Here is a 16,897-nt window from a genome sequence, read left to right on the forward strand (position 1 = left end):
GGGGGGGGGGGGGGGGGGGGGGGTGGGGGGGGGGGGGGGGGGGCGGGGGGGGGGGGGGGGGGGGCGGGGGGGGGGGGGGGGGGGGGGGGGGGTGGGGGGGGGGGGGGGGGGGGGGGGGGGGGGGGGGGCCGGCGGCCCCCCCCCCCCCCCCCCCGCCGGCGATCAGGTCAGCGGCGGTGAATCCACTGGCGGACCAGCACAGACCCGTGAGCGGTCGTCAGAAAGAAGGCGATGATGGGCAGTACACGCGGTGGCAGAGCGCCCGGGATCGCGAGCAGGGGAAGGCAGATCGCGGCGATGGGCAGGCTCCCGCGGAGCATGACAGCCTTGACATGCCATTGCGGGGTTTGGACCGGGTAAGGCGGCGGGATGATACGGTCGCGACTCGTTTTCCACGCAAGCGCATGTGCGCCTGCAGGAAGACGGGTTCGGCGTCGGCGAAGTGGCATCAAGGGATCTCCCTCGCTTGGGCTGGCGTTGAGAGCGACAAGACCCCGGCGCGCGGGCTACCAACCATTGGTGCCGGGGTCTTGGCCGTCCGGCAGAAGGTGCCGGGAGCAGGACGCTACTACCTTGCGCAGCGATCCGGTGCCAGAAAGTAGCGTCGTGGGTATGGGTGCCCACCACCACGCGGATGGTCAGGCCCAGAAAACCACATGCACGAATGGCAACAACCGATCAAAACCGGTCGCCGGAACGGGACATGACGGGTGAATCGGCAAATCCGGGTGCGCCCGCGCGGACTTCCGCGTCCCTCGGTGCACCCGCCGCGCGCCCCCTGCCCGGCCCCTGAAGATCCACAAGCGTGTCAACAAAAACCAGGCGGATCCCGACGCGTGTGCGCCACCCCGAGCGTGCCGACGAGCTACGGATGGGGCGCCCTCGCCTTCTGTGGTCCGCGGGACGCCTACCCGGTCGGGTGAAGCCCAGCCCGATCAAGAACCTCTTCCGGCGCCGGAGCGTGGTGCCGGGCATGGGACCGATCAACGAGACACACGTGGCGGAGCCAGGACTGGCCGTGGTCGAGATCGCTGCGGCCGACGATGCGACGGCCTTCGCTCTCCAAGAGGCGATCGCCGCGCGGTGGGCCACCTCGCCGGCGGACCGTATGACACGGGAGCCCGGCGAACCTGGCGTACGGCTGCGCTGCTACCTCGACCTGCGCCAGGAACTCAGCTCATAGGAACTGCCACGCCTGTCGACGATCGTTGTCTCGGACGTGGCCTGTGATGGTGTCGAGTGCGGGGAGGCGGCCCCGATCTGTCAGCTGTGCTCTTGGTAGCGGTAGTTGTAGTAGTCCTTGCCGCCTACGAGGACAGAGGTGACGAACCTCGGCAGGCCGTCGGAGTCCCGCTCGACCTCCTGGGAGGTCTGCCGGGTGAAGCCCAGCGACACCCCGGGGATCACCGGGTACTCGGGCTGTGACCGGTCGACCGTCCAGCCCCGCTCTGCGGCACGGCGGAAGAGGTCCTCGGCAGGGGTGGTGAATACCTCGTCCCCCTCGAGCAGGACGCGTGTGGTGGACGTGCGGCCCTCACCGGGCCACCACAGCTCGATCGCGGTCACATGGACTCCGCCCTCGGCCAGGGCCTGGACGCCGACGTGGTCGAGGGTCCAGGACGCCTTTGCCGAGTTGCGGCTCGGGCGCCTGAGCACTTTGGGCTCGCCCCAGTCGGGCACCGCGGCGAGCGCTTCGTCGAGCGTCATGCCCAGAAGGATCGGCGCGACTCCGCGCGGCGGGTCGAGTACCAGATCCATCGCCATCCCTCAATCTTTCACGGCGTCGTCATTTCAGGATGTCGTAGTTTATCGTCCAGCCCTTCTTCGTCAGCATGGCCTGGAACTTCTTGTTGTTCTTCAGGCTGTCGACCATGTCCTTGATGTGGGTGTCGTACTTGTCGCCGTACAGCTCACGGATCTCGTCGATGTCCATCTTCATGGCCTGGTCCCAGCGCCCGGCGTCGATCAGCTTCCGCTGTCTCGCGCGCCACTCCTCGCTCTCCTTGCTGGAGCCCGTGCTCGTCAGTTCGCGGTGGTCCTCGGCGTCCATGCGGATCGCGGGTCCCATGCCGGCGCCGCCGCTCTTGCTTGTCCGGAACCCGGGCATGTCCAGGTGGGCGTAGGACGCCTTGGCGGGGATGTGGTTGATCTCCTGGTCGACGGGGTTGATGCGCTTTTTGTCGTCGTCCAGGAGGTTCGCGGGCTTCAACCCGCTGTACCAGCCGCCGTTTTCCGTGCATCCCTTGGCGATCAGGCCCTCGGGGTCCATCCGGGTGTGCGGGTTGGTGACGTACGCGACCGGGTTGGGCGCCGGCCCCAGGCCGAGCGGGTCAGGGCTTGCGTAGCGGGCGGTGTCGGGGTCGTAGTGGCGCTGGTAGTTGTAGTAGAAGCCGGTCTCGGCGTCGTCGTACTGGCCGGGAAGACGCAGTGGGGTGTAGGCCGCCGCGTCCCGGTTCCAGCTGGTGGTGCCCCAAACGGTGGATCGGCCGCGCCAGGCGATCGCGCCCTGTTCGTCGACGAGTTCGCTTGGTGCGCCCACCAGGTCTGTGACGATCGCGAAGAAGCGTGCGTCGACCTCACTCTGTGGATGGTGCCCGGGGCTGGTGCGGCGCTCGAGCTGGGTCAGCGGGCGGTGGCCTTCGTAGTCCCAGGTGGTGGTGATGTGGTGGGCTGTGTCCGTCTGCTCGGCCAGCCGCGTGCCGTCCCAGGCAAAGTGGATGGACTGCACGACGGTGCGCCCGTCGTCGGCCATGCGGTGCTTGGCCGTGCGCCGCCCGAGCGGGTCGTAGGAGTACGTCCACCGGGTGCCGTCGGGGGTGACGCAGGCGATGAGGCGGTTCTCCTCGTCCCAGGTGTAGCGCCAGGTGTCCGGCTTCTTCGACAGCCGTGTTTTCTGGCGCAGTGTGGTGCGTCCCGCTGCGTCGTACTCGTAGCGGATCCGTCCGGCGGTCAGGACGCGTGTGCCCTCGTAGGTGCGTTCTCCGCGGGCCTCGGTGCGCGCGGCCTGATCGGGCCACTGGGCATGGGCCTCGTTGCCGGCGCTGTCGTATGAGTACGCCTCGGACCAGTTCTGTGCTGTGACGCGCAGGGGGCGGCCGACCGAGTCGAGGTCGAAGCTGCGGCTCGTACCGCTCAGTTCGTCGAAGATCCGCTCCAGGCAGCCGTCGGCCCGGTAGTCGTAGGTCCGGGCCCGCAGGGTCCGGCCGCCGGCGGTCAGCAGCTGTGAGGTCAGCCGGCCCATGTCGTTCCACCCTGAGGTGAGGGTGACCGGTGCCTCGGCGGGTCCGAAGCTGCGGGTTAGCTCCTTGCCCCACGCATCGTAGGTGAAGGTCAGGGCATGGCCCTCGCTGAGCAGGCCCGTGCGGTTGCCCACCGCGTCATAGGTGGAGCGCGTCACGGCGCCGGTGGGCGTGGTGCGTGTGGTGCGCCGTCCGGCGGCGTCGTAGGCGAAGCGGGTGGTGCACCCGTCGACGGTCTCGGCGATGACCCTGCCCACGACGTCGCGCTCCAGGGTCAGCGTGGAGGTGGGCGATATCAGCGAGCTGACGCGGCCGGCCGCGTCGTAGGTGTAGCGGGTGTGCCGGCCTGCCACGTCCTTGGCGATGACGCGGCCCATCACGTCGTACTCGCTGGTGATCCGGGCGCCGAGTGGTGTCGTGCGTGCGGTGGGTCGGCCCACCGGGTCGAATTCGTATGTGACCGTGCGTCCGTCGAAGTCGGACTCGGAGGTCAGATTGCCGGCCGCGTCATAGGTGTAATTCCAGGTCATGCCCTGTGGGTTGAGGACTTTTGTCAGGCGCAGCTCGGTGTCGTAGGCGAATGAGTATCGGGCGCCGTCCGCGCCGGTGCGGGCGGAGAGAAGGTCGAAGTGCGTGTACTCGAAGCGGGTGACGGCACCGCTGGGTCCGGTGTGGGACGTGCAGTTGCCCTCGGCGTCCCAGGTCCAGCGTTCCTCGGACGCGTCGGGGGCCACGCGGCGGGCAAGCCAGCCCTGGGGCAGCCACTCCAGGAGGGTGGTGGCGCCACCGGGGGCGGTGGCACGGACGGGGCGGCCGAAGGCGTCGCGTTCCACGGACGCGGTGTGGCCGTAGGGGTCGGTGCGGGTCAGCACGAGGCCTGCCGCATCGTTGGTGAGGTGCTCGGTCGCGCCGGTCGGATCGGTCAGGGTGAGCAGTGCGCCGCGGGCGTCGTAGGAGAAGTGTGTCTCGGTGCCGTCCGGTGCCGTGATCCGGGTGCGGTTGCCGCGCTCGTCGAAGGACTGGTGCCAGGTCGTGCCGTCGGTCCCCGTGACCTGTTCTGGCAGGTTGAGTTCGTTGTAGCGGGTCGTCGCCTCGGTGCCGTCGGGGAACTGGATCCGGGTCAGGTTGCCCCGATCGTCCCAGGTGAAACAGGCGGTGTCACCGAGCTGGTCGGTGCGCTCCAGCAGGTTGTCGTGGCGGTCCCACACGAAGTGGACGGTGTGGCCGAGCGGGTCGGTCTCGGAGACGGTCTGCCCGAGGGCGTTGAGCCCGGTGACGGTGACCGCGCCGGTCGAGTCGGTGAACCGGGTGACGCGCTCGGCGGTGTCGTAGGCGAATTGTGAGGACAGCGTCCCGTCGGGACCGATCGTCTCCACGACCCGGCCCGCTGCGTCGTACACGTACGCGTAGGTGTGGCCGTTGCGGTCGGTCCACGACGTCACCCGGTGCTCGTTGTCGTAGGTGAAACGCAGTGGAACGGTGTCGGAGAAGGACGTGACCTCGCTCAGATCGCCGTCGTCGTAGCCGAAGGAGGCGACTTTGACCGGGCCGTTCGCGGTGCGCAGCTCCAGGGCCGCGACGCGGCCGCTCGCCCGGTCCCAGGTGGCCCGCACGTCGTAGCCTCCGTAGTGGACGACGGCGCTGGGCAAACCCTCGTCGTCGCGGACGATCTGTACGGTGTTGCCGTTGCGGTCCTCGATCTCGTTGAGCCAGTACAGACCGCCGGAGGTGTAGGGGCTGCCGACGAAGCGGCGTATGTAGCCCGAGTACGGGTCGGTGGTGGCGTAGGTGACCTCACCCAGCGCGTTGCGATCGGCATAGGTGAGTGGAACGCGCTCGCCTTCGACCGGCTCGACCGGATCGTCCAAGGAGGTCGGCACTCGGGGATAGACGAGAATCGAACCGTCCTCGCGAGCCCAGATCGCACCGGCGCCCGTCAGTTCCAGGCGCTCGTCGAGCGTCGAGGCCCAGCTCGGCCCGAAGCAATGCCCGTAGCGGTAACCGGAGATGTGGGTGCGCCGCAGCACCAAAGGCAGCACGCCCGGCAGACCCAGGTCGCTTTGGGACAGCACCATCTCGCCACTCGCGACATCGACGGGGTCGGTCTTGCAACGGCGCCGGGTCAGGGCAACGGCCTTCCCGCGCGCATTGGCCAGCGCGTCCTTGAGGGATCCGGGTCGGCGCTTGCCCAGGCCGGCCAGGCGGGTGCCTACGCCGTCATCTCCTGCGCCATTCCTGCCGCCGTTGATGGCGTTGATCCGGTCGCGGACATCGAGGTCTATGCCCTCGTGCAGGCGGGAAGTGGCCTTCACCCGGCCCGGAATGGTCTCGGTGATGTGCGTGGAGATCCTTTTCAGGGCCTTCTCCGAGCCCTTGATCGCACCGTGCAGTACGTCGTCGAAGACCCGTGTGAAGGGGTCGCGGCCTTTGCTACGGCCGAACGCCCCCCTGACCCGCCCCAAAGGTGAGGACGCGGCGGTGTGCATCTCGCTGCCGTGCAGGAATACCCTGCCCGCGCCGTGCTCGAACTCAACGTGGTCGATCTTGGTGGTGTCGCCCGCGTCACTGCCTGGGACACCCGCGCCGCCGGCCGAGGCGAGCTGCATCCCACCGTGCCCGCCCTTGCCACCATGCCCGGCGCCACTGCCTGCAGCGGGCGGCAGTGAGAAGGCATCCTTGGTCAGGTCGAGGACCATGTCCTCGACCATCGCCTCCAGTTTGGCGTTGACCGGCTCGGTGACCTTCGCGATCACCTCGTCGACGATTCGGCCCACCGCCTCGTCGAGGATCCGCTTGACGACCTGCCGCATCGCCGTGATCTCGGCCGCGCCGAGCACCGCCGACAGGCCGCCGGTTACCCACGCGAGCCCGATGGACAGACCCGCGGAACCGGCCATGAGTGCCAGCTCGGCCTCCGCCTTCGTCTTCATCCAGAAGATGATCTCGGCGAGGCCGTCGCACGCGTCCGCGAACAAGCGGGCCAGTTCGGGGAGTTTCTCCAGGTGACTGGCCTTGACCTGGTTCCAGTGCTTCTCCATCGCATCGACGGCCCAGCCCTGGGACGAGGACAGGATCCGGGACACAGCCCTGTGCGCGTCCGCGCCGTGGCCCTCGAACTTGTCCGCGAACTCCCTCATGGCATCGGCCATTTCGCGGTAGTCGTCCTCGTCCACGTTCGGGAACCTGATCCCGATGAAGTCCAGGACCTCATCGAGCCATCCCGGAATCGTGTAACCCATCCCCGTACCTCTCCCCCGTGTTCACTCCGAGTCCACGGGCATACAGCCACCGCGTTCGCGATCATGAACCCTAATGGACGACAGAGACAGCAAGACACCGCAAAGCAAGCCAGCCTTGGCGGGGCGTCCACGTCCACGCGCCTGCCGCCGCGGACTTCAACGGGGCCCGTTGCACAACTGCTCCCCCACACCGCACTTGCCAGAAGAGTGATCGCCCCGACGAGCCTGAGCGACCTGCGCCCGGAGCTGAAGGCGTGCCACGCCTTCCTCGACGCCGGCGACACCTCGTGGTCCCCTCGCTCGATCGCTACGGCCGCAGCCTCCAGGACCTCATCAACACGGTCGCCGAACTCCGCACACGCGAGATCGGCTTCACCTCGCTGCACGAGAACCTGGACACCCCCCGGCGGACGGCTCGTCTTCCACGTCTTCGCCGCCCTCGCGGAGTTCATCCGCGAACTCATCGTCCAAGGCACCCTCGAGGGCCTGAGCGTAGCGGTCGGTAAGGCCGGGGATCTCGGCGAACGCGTCGACACTGCGGACCTCAATGAGGTCGAGCGGCGGCCAGTTCCTCCTCCTCGACCACAGCGGTACGGGACGGCACGACGCCGGCCGCGGGGCGGACCTCGTCGCTCCAGCGCAAAGCGCTGAGTGCCAAGACGCCGTTCAGGGGGCGAAGCATGCCGAGCCGCTCACGGTCGCCCCGAACCGCGTACTTGACGATCGCGACCTGAGAACGGCGGGCGAGTGCCTGCACGAGCAGTACAGACGGCCGCACGGTAGCGGCCGACGCGGTGGACGCAGCGAGGTAGTACGAGGCGGCGCCGACCCGGAGCGGGTCGATCGCCTCGGTGGGGAGCGTGCCGAGCAGCTCGATCGCGTGGGCGGTGGCCAGTGGCAGATGGTCGAGGTCGGCGTCGGTGACCGGCACGATGCCGGCGGGCGTCTCGTAGCCACGGCCGATGTCCTGGTCGGCGACCACGCGGTCCTCCAGCTCACACACCTTCCGGCAGCGGATCCTGCCGTAGCAACCGCCGGAGACGTGGACCAGGTGCAGCGGCGTTCCGCCGCGCTTGACGGCGCTGACCAGGCTGACAGGCACCGTGAGCAAGCCGAACACGATGTGGCCGCTCCAGATGACGGGACCGGGCATACTCCTGCCCTCCCCCTCGTGACCTGCAATTTCATGCTAGGCGCGCGGTGCACGGGTGTCCTCCTGGAGGCGTGCACGTCCCTCGACCACCACGAGGGCCGGGCTGCCATTCCGTCCTTGTCCTCCCTCCTGGGCGGGCTGCTCGTGCCGTAGCCGACATACATGCGCTCGCGGTGCCGGGGCAGGGCGTCGCGCCGGTGCTCGGACTCTGCGGGATCAACGCGGCCGCGCCAGCAATCGCCGCGCACAGCACAGTTGCGACATCACGCCAACCCGCCCTGGAACGCGACCCGTTGGAGCCGACCGCGACCCGGAACTGTCCTCACTGCCAGCAGCCGGTCACCATCGTCGCGCTGCTGGCGACCCCGGAAGCCGCCCGCCCTTCTGTCCCCGCGGCCATCCCCGACATCGTTCCGCTGCGAAGGACTCCATGACGTCCACCGACGGTCACTGATCAATGGGCCCGCCGACCTGACGGTCGGCGGGCCCATACCGTCAGGCCATCAGCTGGTCCAGTTCACTGCCGATCGCATCCCTCAGCGCATCGTGCTGCGGGCCGAGCCTGAACCGCTCGTCACTCCACCGGTCACCCGGATACAGCCACACCGGCTTGCCTACCAGCTCAGCCGGCTCCCACTCGAACCGCGGCCAGACATGGGCATGCAAGAACGGGTCCGTGTTGCCGAGGATCTCCAGGTTGACCCGGCGGAACTCGGGGTCCAACCGCCGGCAGGCCCGCTCAACGGCTTCTCCCAGTTGGCCCATGCCGGACAGAAACGACAGCCTCTTAGCCTTGGGCAGGTCAGACAGCTGTTGAACACCCGGCTCGTCCACGAGGAGAACTGAGTACCCGGGCAGGAACTGAACGTCGCCGATCGCCGCGAAACCAGACTCAAGTTGCCGCAAGACAGTCGGATTCTCGCCCCGCAGAGCAGCCCCGATCCGGTCCTTCCGCCAGTCACTGGTCATGGCCTGAGCCTATCCGCCGGTGATCAAGACCTGCTCTTCGCTCCCCACCCTCCCCACTCACTTCAAGAACCAACCAAGCGAGGCGAAGAGCGGCCCCGGCTTACGCTGCGGCTTCCAGTTCGAGGTCACCGCCGAGGACAGCGTTCCGGCCGTGGCGGCGCTGTACCCGGCGGCTGAGCTGTCCCGGGTTTCGTAGAGTCCGGTGATCTTGTTTCAGGCGGGCTGCTGGGTGGCTTCCTGTTGTCGCCACCAGTCGCGTTCGTACTCGGCGGGCGGTACGTAGTCGAGGGCGGAGTGGAGCCGTTCCTCGTTGCACCAGGTGACCCACTGGAAGATCGTCCGCTCGACCTGGTCGACGTCTCGCCATGGTCCTTGCATCTCGATCAGCTCGGCCTTGAAGGTGCCGTTGAGCGCCTCGGCCATGTGGTGAGCGCCTACGAGTCCCTGACCTGCGGCGTTGTCGGCGGTAAGCAGCACTGGTCGCCGAGGCGACGCGGTGTTGTCATGGGTAGGGAGACAGGTGTGGACGAGCGGCCGCGAAGGCCGGGGCGCCGCGCCGTCGCGAAGCGGAGGAGGCCGATGCCATGCTGCACCGCCGCACGGTCGGTGACGTGATGACCGAAGAAGTCATCACTCTCCGCTCCGACACACCGTTGCACGAGATCGCCTCCCTGCTGGACGCTAACGACATCGCCGCGGCCCCGGTCATCGACGACGAGGGCGCCCCCATCGGCGTCGTGTCCGCGTCCGACGTGCTGCGGCACGAGACCGGCAGGCCCGATCCGCGGGGGCAGGACGGGAACGACGAGCGCGCGTGGGGCAAGGCCCGGGCCCGGACCGCGGGCGCGCTCATGAGCAGCCCTGTCTTCACCGCCCGAGCCGACTGGACGATCCCCCGGGCCGCGCGGGAACTCCGCAGGCGGCACGTCAAGCAACTGCCGGTCGTCGGGGACCAAGGGCTCCTGACCGGCATCGTCAGCCGCAGCGACCTGCTGAACGCCTTCATCCGCTCCGACGTCGAAATCCGCGACGAGGTCGAGCGGGACGTCCTGGGGCGCATCCTCGGCCTGGAAGAGGGCACTGTCACCGTCGAGGTCCGGGACGGTGCCGTCACTCTGCGGGGTCACGTCCCGGAACCGCGTCTCGTCCCGGCGGTCGTGGGCCTGTGCCAGGGCGTCGACGGTGTCGTCGCCGTGGACGCCCACCTCGCGGCCGCCCGGCCGGAGTAGTCGCCAGTGACTTCGCGCGTCGGAACGTGCACGTCGGGCTGTACGCCCGTGCTTGATCGCTCGACGTCCGGAGCTCGCTGAAGGCCCTGGAGCAGCCCACGGCCTGCGCTGCGCGGGCAAGGCCCGCCACGGCGAGCCCGTACTGTGCGACATCCCCTGGGTTCCCCTGGGCCCTGCTGAGGCCCTTGCCCCTGTGGCCAGGGCGTTCCGCCTCTTCCTGGGGGCTTGCCGTCGAGTGACGTGGCAACGGCCGCACGGCTGCGAAAGTTGAGAGGCGGTCCTGGGCCCGTGCGGCCAACACCCATCTCGCCCTGCCCGGCATCCGGCACCAACATCGGCTTTTCCGGGCGTCCCGGGCGGGGGCCGTCACTCGCCCCGCCCGGAACACCCGGAGCGTATGGGCAGGCCGACCTCGGTTCTGGATGCGAGGACCCGGCAGCGCCGGCACCACAGGGCGCAGGGCCTCGCAGCGGCCCGTTCGGCGGCGAGGCTCGGGAGCCTGCCGGGCCCACGATGACGGGATGTCCGGCAAGCCAGGTGCATGCGGCGGACCTGTCCGGGCTCCTGCCGGGATAGCTCACCACGTGTCGATGCGGCGCCCCGTGACTGCGGTGAGTTCGATTCGCATCCACAGGTCACGTACCCCTCCGGCCCACGGCTCGCTGTAGGCGCGCTCGGCGTAGCGGCGTACGGCGGCGGGGTCGGTCACGGCTTCGGCCGGCCCGCGTACCAGGACGCTCCAGCCCTGACTCAACGCGTCGTCCACGCGGTCGATTTCGAAGGCCACCTCGCGGCCGCGTCCCTGGGCGGGTACCGAGTCCGCCCGGGTCCGGAACACGACGGCGTCGTCGACGACGGAGTAGTTGACGGGGACGACGACCGGTGCTGCTTCGGTGGGCACCGCTAGGCGACCCACGCCATGCGCCGAGAGCAGTCTGCGGCACTCCTCCTCATTCAGTTCGGTGAGGCGAGGACTTCGAGCGGCGCGCCCGATACCGGGTGGCAGGTCGACGTTTCCGCCGCCGAGTTCCGTGGGAGTGGTTCGCAGGGCTCCGGCCAGCCAGAGCAGGGTGCTCGCCTCCGGTGCCGCCGTGCTGGACTGCTCCAGGTGCGCGACATAGCTGGGTGACATGTGGGTACGGAACGCGACTTCCTCACGGGTGATCCCAAGTTCCCTGCGCCGCCGCTCGATGCGCCGCCCGAGGTCGCCCTGCAGAGGTTGGTCCGTGACATCCGGCGGTGTCTGTTCGGCCATGCTCCCTCACTCCTCGTCGGAGCTTCCCCACAGCGGCCGGTCCCTGCCGCCGGGTCACCATGGCAAGGTCTCCGGTATCGCCTGTAGATCCAGCATGCACGGCCTCGTGGCGATCCGCTTGGGCCGGACGGCCCCTCCCCTGGGGCGTGCGGAAACGCCCTCACTCTTCCGGACACGCCACTGTGTGATCGACCCCGCCGCCTGCAGCTCAGCGCCGCCAAGCGCCCGCTGTCCCGTTACGCACACGAGATGGGAGCAGACATGAACGGCATCCTTCCGGGGCACATCAATGTCTCCATCAAACCCGGGGCGCTTCACCGTGCCTGGACAGGCGGTGACGTGCGCGGTCGGCGCTGGCGATCTCGATGGGAGCGGTGCCGGCGTACTGGGCGAAGACGCTGGGGGTCTGGAAGCGGTGGGGTTTCCGGTCCGGCCCAGGAGCCTGTTCGTCCCCTTGGCGATCTGGTGCGATGTGGGGATTCATCATTCCAGGGCTGCCCATGCCGGTGGGTGGATTCCCAGCATTCGGAGACCTTCCAGGCGGGCTGGTCGGCGATCTTGTGGTGCCGACTCCTGTCCAGCCGATTGCTAGCCAGCGGTATCAGTGGCTAGCTAAGGTGGTGGGTATGGCAAAGCAGACGAATGTCCGACTGGACGACGACGTGAGGGCGGCCGCTGAGGAGCGGGCTGCACGCCGCGGCCTGAGTCTTCAGGGATACGTGGCCGACCTGATCGAGGCGGACGTGAATCAGTCGCGCGCGGCTTTCATGGCCGGCGCCGCATCGTTCCTGGCCGCGTACACGGACGTGTTCGATGCGGAGGTCGGTGAGGACCGGTACCCCGGCCTCCCGGAGACCCCGGCAAAGACGGCACCGAAGGACGCCGCGTGAACCTCCGGATTGACCTCGCGTGGATCCTGGCAGTGGCGCAGCAGATTCCGGGAGACCCCCAGGTCGTCGACTACGGCGTCCCCGTAGCGGCGGAAGCACGTCACCGGGCGGAGATCCTTGACCACCAGGTCTACCCCGAACCCCATCACAAGGCCGCGGCGCTGCTGTGCGAGCTGGCGAGAAACCCGAGCCTGGAGATGCGGAACCTCCTCTTCGCGGCAACCGTGACCGCGGCCTACCTGTCGGCGTGCGGCCTTCCGGTGAGCCCTGGCCTGGACACCGTGCTCCCGCTGGCCCGCGCCGCCCGGGACGGGCTCCCGGTGCGCGAGGTCGCCGCTCAGATCAAGACCTGGACGAGCTGATCTAGCGGCCCCGGTCACGCGGCAGAGGGCGCCTGGCTGGCCTTCGAGCCGCCGACGAAATTGGTCACCAACGCGCGGGTCCGGGAGCGGAGCTCGGACCACTCTTCGCTGGTGCGGCACTCCGTCTCCATCTGCTCAAGCACCTTCTGGAAGGACAGCAACGCAACGCGGCCGCGACGACGGCCCAGCGCGGTCCGGGCCTCCTGCAGAAGGGGCTCCCTGGCCTCCGCGCCCTCGGCACGGCGGTGCAGAGCGGTGATCCGGGGAAGGAGGTTGACGTCGCCCAGGACTCGGACGAGCTGTCGATCCGCCCATCTGCCGAGCACGGCTCGTCGGCCCTTCCAGACCGCGAGCCCAACGCCGGCGATCCACGTCAGCAGCATCACGATGCGGACGGCCGGAGCCTCAGCCTGCGGGATCAGCCCGCTGACCAGGAGCATTGCGTACAGCCCCTGTGCCAGCGTGAAAACCACGAACCACTGCAGCAGAGCCGTGGGATACCAACGTAGGCGTCCGTCGGCGAGCACCACCATCGCACCGACCACCGCTAGACCGACCAGGAGCAGCCAAGCGGCCTCTGCACTCACAGCTGTCATGTCACGTACATGGGGACTGTAATGCCCGACACTGACAGAGGTGACCACGAGCGGGTGCGCTCGGCTTCGTCCCGGTCGCCGCCGGGCAGGATGCTGCGGTGGGGCGTCGGGACGCAGCCAGCTGCTCACGTCCACCGCGAGCACGATCCGCCCGTCGGCGGCACGCGGCAGCGGCGTGGAGGCCAGCAGCCTGCGCAGGCGGCGCGGCTCCAGCCAGCCGTGGTTGACCGCGTCGTACATCGCTCCGTGCCCACGCCGGTGCTCGGTCGTGAGGGTCAACTCGACCAGCGACGTCCCCGGCCCGTCTGACCACAGCACCGCGTCGGTGAGCTCGAAGAGCGCATCCGCCGGGGTGTAGAGGAAGTCGTAGAACTCGACACGAAAGTGGGACAGCACGCTCAGCGCGGCGTCAGCGGGACCTACAGAAGCCAGACTGTTCCCAGCGGCCGTTCCTTCACGCGACGTTGCTCGACACCTCGAAGCGTGAAGAACGGCCGCCCTGCTGTCTCACGAAACAGCCAAGATCAGCAGGTCAGGTGACCCGGCGAGGTTAAAGATCAAGCTAACAGGGGCAGAAAGCGATTCTCAGGGGGCGCCTGGTCAGGTGTTGTCCTGCCAGGTCAGGCGCAGCGCGAGATGGGCCCACACGGCCAGAACCATGAGGACGGCGGCGATCCCGCCGAGGGCCATGACCAGGGACGGGGAGCTGTGGTCGACGACGACTCCGCCAGCCAGTGCGCCCAGGGAGATGGTCGCCTGGAAGGAGGCGGTGAACAGCACCGACGCCTGTGGGGCTCGGAAAGTCATCGCTGCAGGTGGGGTCGTGTGCAAGGCGCAGGCTGGTGGTTGAGATGCTGCAGTGGTGATCGTCTCGATGGTGTACCGGATCACCCGCGCGTTGCTATCCGTGCCGGGCGTCCTGTTGCGCCGCAACACGGCCAAGGACGCCGAACTGCTGGTGCTACGGCACGAGAATGCTGTGCTGCGACGGCAACTTGGGGGCTCGGTCCGTTACGAGCCCGCGGACCGGTTCTGGTTGGCTGCGCTGTCGTCGCTGATACCGCGCTGCGACTGGAGGCGTGTCTTCCCGGTCACCCCGGGGACGCTGCCGGCGTGGCACCGCAGGGTGATCGCCAAGCAGTGGGACAACTCCGCCCGACGCCGCTGCACCGGCCGTCCACGGACGGCGGCCGTGCTCAAGAAGCTGGTCCTGCGTTTGGCACGTGAGAACCCGCGGTGGGGCCACCGGCGGATCCAGGGCGAGCTGGCCCGGTTGGGACATCCGATCGCGCCGTCCACGGTCTGGCAGATCCTGCACGCAGCCGGCATCGACCCGGCTCCGCGTCGCACCGGCCCGAGCTGGCGCGAATTCCTGACCACCCAGGCCGAGGGGATCATCGCGGCGGACTTCTTCCACGTCGACACCATCACTGGCAGGCGGCTGTACGCGCTGGCGTTCCTGGAACACGGCACCCGCAAGCGCCACGTCACCGGCGTTACCGCCCATCCCACCGCGCAATGGGCGACCCAGCAGGCCCGCAACCTCACCACCGACCTCGGCAGCCGCGTCGAGTCGCTTCGCTTCGTGCTCCGTGACCGCGACAGCAAGTACACCGACGCCTTCGACGCCGTCTTCAAGTCCGAAGGCCTGCAGGTGCTGCTCAGCGCGCCCCAGGCGCCGCGCATGAACGCCCACTGCGAGCGCGTCATCGGCACAATCCGACGCGAAGCGCTCGACCACGTTCTGATCATGAACGAGGCCCACGCCCGACGCGTCCTCGCGGAGTACCAGGAGCACTACAACCGACACCGGCCACACAGATCACGAGACCAACGGCCACCCCAAGGCACGGATAGGGAGCCGGTCCTGCCCGAGGGTGCGCCGTACAACCTCCTGCGCACCCGCATCCTCAGCGGAGTCATCAACCAGTACCAGTACGTGGCTTGACCTGCAGCGATGACTTTTCGAGCCCGACAGGGGGCGGTGGGGGGGGTGACGGGGCGGGGGTCGTGGCCGCGGGCTCGGTCGGCGATCTCTCGGCCGGTGGCTTTGCCGAGGAGACGCTGCAGGGTGAGTGACGGGGTGGCGGCGAGGGCGCCGATGGTGTGCAGGCCGTGCCGGGTCAGGAGGGTGGCGGTTGCGGGGCCGATGCCGGGCAAGGCGTGGACGGGGCGGGGGTTGAGGAAGGCGGCGATCGCGGCCGAGGTGGGGTCGACGATGGTGATGCGGCCGGGTGGGGTGGCGTCGGCGGCCATGGCGGCGATCAGGATGGAGTTGCCTCCGCCGATGGTCGTCTGGACGCCGTACAGCGCGGCAGCCCGGAGCGCGATGAGCTGGGCCAGGTCGCGGGGATGGCGGTCGATTCTCCAGGGCGCCGCGAGCGTGCGGTTCGAGTTCATGCAGCTCAGAAGCGGTTGGGACGACCATAGCGGTGCAACAGGTGTGGTGCACGCAGCCCAGCGCAAGATTCACCCGGGCGGGAGGCTGACGAGGGTCGGGCCGCCCGCTCAGGGACCGCACGGGCCAGGGGTTCCGGATCTCCGTACAGGGCGGCATGAAGCGCGGCGGCGAGCTCGCGGGCTCGTTCTTCGCTCCGCACCCCGTGCATCCTGAAGTAGATCGGTCCCGTGTAAGCGCCCCATTCGACCTCATGGCTTTGCACCAGCCGTGAGATTGCGCCTTGGACTTCTTCGTTGACTGCATCGGCGACTGCATGGCCGGAGCCGACGGTGAGCGTGTCTGCCTTCACGGCCCATCGCCGACGTCTTTCGGATTCGATGGCGACGAACACGGCGTTGTGCGCCATGGCATTCCGGTACGCATCATGGAAAGCGGCCGTGCCCGTGGCGTCCGGGATGAGGGCGGCGGGGCAGGGAATCGGCAGTGGCTGCACGCCGCGTTTCCATTCATTGAGCTGCGACACCTCCAGTTTCTCTTGATGTAGGAATTCTTCTTTCGCGACGGTATCGGGCAGGGAATCGTAGAATGAAAGGACGGCGTTTTTGTAATCGACGCTCAGTGTATTGGGGTCACGCGCAAGGAGGTTGATCGTACTTCCATTCTTTGCCTCTGCGAGCTGTACCTTGCTGAGTAGTCCATCCTCGATATTTGCCTCTTCCAGGTCAACTCCAGCAAAGGACACGTTTGCCAGGCCCTGGACTTTGATGAGGGTGGCTCTCCTTATCTCGGCGTTCTCTAGGGTTACTCCGTCCATGTGGGCCTTTGTCAAGTCGGCTCCCACGAGATTTGCGCCAGCGAGGTACGCTCGATCCAGGTGAGCGCCAGCGAGAAAGGAGCGGCGCAAAACGGCGTTACCGAGATTCGCACCTCTCAGTCTGGCGCCGCGAAGATCCGTGTCGCGCAAGTCGACTACGTCTGAGGCCCCTGATATGCTCGCCAGAACGGTTAGCGCCGCTTGGATTCGAAAGGACGGTTTAAAGTAGTCTCGTTCCGATTCGAGTGGCGGCCATGGTGTAGCCCCATCTGCTTCGCGCTTACCTCTGCGGCGAACGAATGCGGAGAGTACAGCGACGATGCCGTCCTCATCCTCTGGACTATCCTTCATAATCCGCCTCAGGGCGTAAATTCCGCCAATGGAGATGTCTGGATTATCGTCTCCGAGCTGCTCAACTGCTTTTGAATAGCGATCTGTGATCTGGGTTGTCCGGGTTAGCTTCAGGGTTTTGTTTGTGAAGTACGCCCAGCCGATACCAGATGCTCCTAGGAGCGCCAGGAATGCGACTAGCCCCGTTCGAACATCGGCTGCAGCCTTTTGCCGCTGTACGGGATCAGTGATGCGCGGATGTGCTGTCAACCGTACAGGAATGATCCATACCGCCCATAGCGCTACCGCGAAGAGCAGAACGAAGCACAGCGCTCCTGTAAGTCGGTCTCGGGTTACGGCGTTCGGAACCTTCATGCATTCAGCCTGGCATGTTGACTTTATTGGCTTGGTGCGACTTCC

The 16,897-nt window shown here is 67.9% G+C and carries 14 protein-coding genes and 3 pseudogenes; 6 read left to right on the forward strand and 11 right to left on the reverse strand.

The genetic code is table 11. The features are described 5' to 3' along the window. Positions 1–973: 973 nt before the first annotated feature. Complete coding sequence (locus ACZ60X_RS32950) at positions 974–1,183, forward strand: DUF6207 family protein (protein ID WP_469606403.1); 210 nt, start codon at positions 974–976, stop codon at positions 1,181–1,183. An 80-nt stretch (positions 1,184–1,263) separates the two neighbouring features. Here ACZ60X_RS32950 and ACZ60X_RS32955 read toward each other — a convergent pair whose 3' ends face one another. Further along, positions 1,264–1,707 (reverse strand): hypothetical protein, encoded by a 444-nt coding sequence (locus ACZ60X_RS32955; RefSeq protein ID WP_469606405.1) that lies wholly within the window; start codon positions 1,705–1,707, stop codon positions 1,264–1,266. 79 nt (positions 1,708–1,786) lie between these two features. After that, positions 1,787–6,478, reverse strand: a complete 4,692-nt coding sequence (locus tag ACZ60X_RS32960; protein ID WP_469606407.1) for a DUF6531 domain-containing protein — start codon at positions 6,476–6,478, stop codon at positions 1,787–1,789. A gap of 287 nt (positions 6,479–6,765) precedes the next feature. Between ACZ60X_RS32960 and ACZ60X_RS32965 the strand changes: the two genes are divergently transcribed. After that, a complete protein-coding gene (locus ACZ60X_RS32965) occupies positions 6,766–6,984 on the forward strand; it encodes a recombinase family protein (RefSeq protein ID WP_469606793.1) in 219 nt (72 codons plus the stop codon). Between the two features lie 38 nt (positions 6,985–7,022). Here ACZ60X_RS32965 and ACZ60X_RS32970 read toward each other — a convergent pair whose 3' ends face one another. The 3 genes from ACZ60X_RS32970 to ACZ60X_RS32980 form a co-directional block, all read right to left on the reverse strand. Next, a complete protein-coding gene (locus ACZ60X_RS32970; protein WP_469606408.1) occupies positions 7,023–7,631 on the reverse strand; it encodes a Ku protein in 609 nt (202 codons plus the stop codon). A 495-nt stretch (positions 7,632–8,126) separates the two neighbouring features. Then, entirely contained in the window at positions 8,127–8,600 is a 474-nt protein-coding gene (locus ACZ60X_RS32975; protein WP_469606410.1) for a diadenosine tetraphosphate hydrolase, read from the reverse strand. Positions 8,601–8,813: 213 nt separating this feature from the next. Next, on the reverse strand, positions 8,814–9,023 hold the full coding sequence (locus tag ACZ60X_RS32980) for an integrase core domain-containing protein (protein WP_469606412.1): 210 nt from the start codon (positions 9,021–9,023) through the stop codon (positions 8,814–8,816). Between the two features lie 161 nt (positions 9,024–9,184). Here ACZ60X_RS32980 and ACZ60X_RS32985 point away from each other — a divergent pair, with 161 nt between their 5' ends. Next, entirely contained in the window at positions 9,185–9,829 is a 645-nt protein-coding gene (locus ACZ60X_RS32985) for a CBS domain-containing protein (protein ID WP_469606415.1), read from the forward strand. A gap of 577 nt (positions 9,830–10,406) precedes the next feature. Here ACZ60X_RS32985 and ACZ60X_RS32990 read toward each other — a convergent pair. Further along, positions 10,407–11,084, reverse strand: a complete 678-nt coding sequence (locus tag ACZ60X_RS32990) for a pyridoxamine 5'-phosphate oxidase family protein (protein WP_469606417.1) — start codon at positions 11,082–11,084, stop codon at positions 10,407–10,409. A gap of 298 nt (positions 11,085–11,382) precedes the next feature. Beyond that, positions 11,383–11,586: a transposase gene (locus ACZ60X_RS32995; RefSeq protein ID WP_469606419.1), complete on the reverse strand. Its 204-nt coding sequence runs from the start codon at positions 11,584–11,586 to the stop codon at positions 11,383–11,385. Positions 11,587–11,710: 124 nt separating this feature from the next. Here ACZ60X_RS32995 and ACZ60X_RS33000 point away from each other — a divergent pair, with 124 nt between their 5' ends. Continuing rightward, positions 11,711–11,974, forward strand: coding sequence for a hypothetical protein (locus ACZ60X_RS33000; protein ID WP_469606421.1), 264 nt, complete (start codon positions 11,711–11,713; stop codon positions 11,972–11,974). Further along, a complete protein-coding gene (locus ACZ60X_RS33005) occupies positions 11,971–12,336 on the forward strand; it encodes a hypothetical protein (RefSeq protein WP_469606423.1) in 366 nt (121 codons plus the stop codon). Before ACZ60X_RS33000 ends, ACZ60X_RS33005 begins: the two co-directional genes overlap by 4 nt. 698 nt (positions 12,337–13,034) lie before the next feature. On the opposite strand, the pseudogene ACZ60X_RS33010 reads toward ACZ60X_RS33005, so the two are convergent. Next, positions 13,035–13,334 (reverse strand): annotated as a pseudogene (locus ACZ60X_RS33010) (transposase); the annotation flags it as partial. A 198-nt stretch (positions 13,335–13,532) separates the two neighbouring features. Next, a pseudogene (locus ACZ60X_RS33015) lies at positions 13,533–13,727 on the reverse strand (MFS transporter); the annotation flags it as partial. A 67-nt stretch (positions 13,728–13,794) separates the two neighbouring features. Between ACZ60X_RS33015 and ACZ60X_RS33020 the strand changes: the two are divergent. After that, positions 13,795–14,880, forward strand: coding sequence for an integrase core domain-containing protein (locus ACZ60X_RS33020; protein WP_469606425.1), 1,086 nt, complete (start codon positions 13,795–13,797; stop codon positions 14,878–14,880). Between the two features lie 71 nt (positions 14,881–14,951). On the opposite strand, the pseudogene ACZ60X_RS33025 reads toward ACZ60X_RS33020, so the two are convergent. Together ACZ60X_RS33025 and ACZ60X_RS33030 are read right to left on the reverse strand one after the other, a co-directional pair. Continuing rightward, positions 14,952–15,332 (reverse strand): annotated as a pseudogene (locus tag ACZ60X_RS33025) (DNA polymerase Y family protein); the annotation flags it as partial. 5 nt (positions 15,333–15,337) lie between these two features. Beyond that, a complete protein-coding gene (locus ACZ60X_RS33030; RefSeq protein WP_469606427.1) occupies positions 15,338–16,852 on the reverse strand; it encodes a pentapeptide repeat-containing protein in 1,515 nt (504 codons plus the stop codon). Positions 16,853–16,897 lie beyond the last annotated feature (45 nt).

This window comes from Streptomyces sp. NPDC104106, assembly GCF_055584345.1.

Coding starts and splice junctions, on each gene's coding strand:
- ACZ60X_RS32960 (WP_469606407.1), bottom strand. CDS start 6,478: ATGGGTTACACGATTCCGGGATGGCTCGATGAGGTCCTGGACTTCATC.
- ACZ60X_RS33030 (WP_469606427.1), bottom strand. CDS start 16,852: ATGAAGGTTCCGAACGCCGTAACCCGAGACCGACTTACAGGAGCGCTG.
- ACZ60X_RS32975 (WP_469606410.1), bottom strand. CDS start 8,600: ATGACCAGTGACTGGCGGAAGGACCGGATCGGGGCTGCTCTGCGGGGC.
- ACZ60X_RS32980 (WP_469606412.1), bottom strand. CDS start 9,023: ATGGCCGAGGCGCTCAACGGCACCTTCAAGGCCGAGCTGATCGAGATG.
- ACZ60X_RS33000 (WP_469606421.1), top strand. CDS start 11,711: ATGGCAAAGCAGACGAATGTCCGACTGGACGACGACGTGAGGGCGGCC.
- ACZ60X_RS32970 (WP_469606408.1), bottom strand. CDS start 7,631: ATGCCCGGTCCCGTCATCTGGAGCGGCCACATCGTGTTCGGCTTGCTC.
- ACZ60X_RS32995 (WP_469606419.1), bottom strand. CDS start 11,586: ATGGGCAGCCCTGGAATGATGAATCCCCACATCGCACCAGATCGCCAA.
- ACZ60X_RS32990 (WP_469606417.1), bottom strand. CDS start 11,084: ATGGCCGAACAGACACCGCCGGATGTCACGGACCAACCTCTGCAGGGC.
- ACZ60X_RS32950 (WP_469606403.1), top strand. CDS start 974: ATGGGACCGATCAACGAGACACACGTGGCGGAGCCAGGACTGGCCGTG.
- ACZ60X_RS32955 (WP_469606405.1), bottom strand. CDS start 1,707: ATGACGCTCGACGAAGCGCTCGCCGCGGTGCCCGACTGGGGCGAGCCC.
- ACZ60X_RS32985 (WP_469606415.1), top strand. CDS start 9,185: ATGCTGCACCGCCGCACGGTCGGTGACGTGATGACCGAAGAAGTCATC.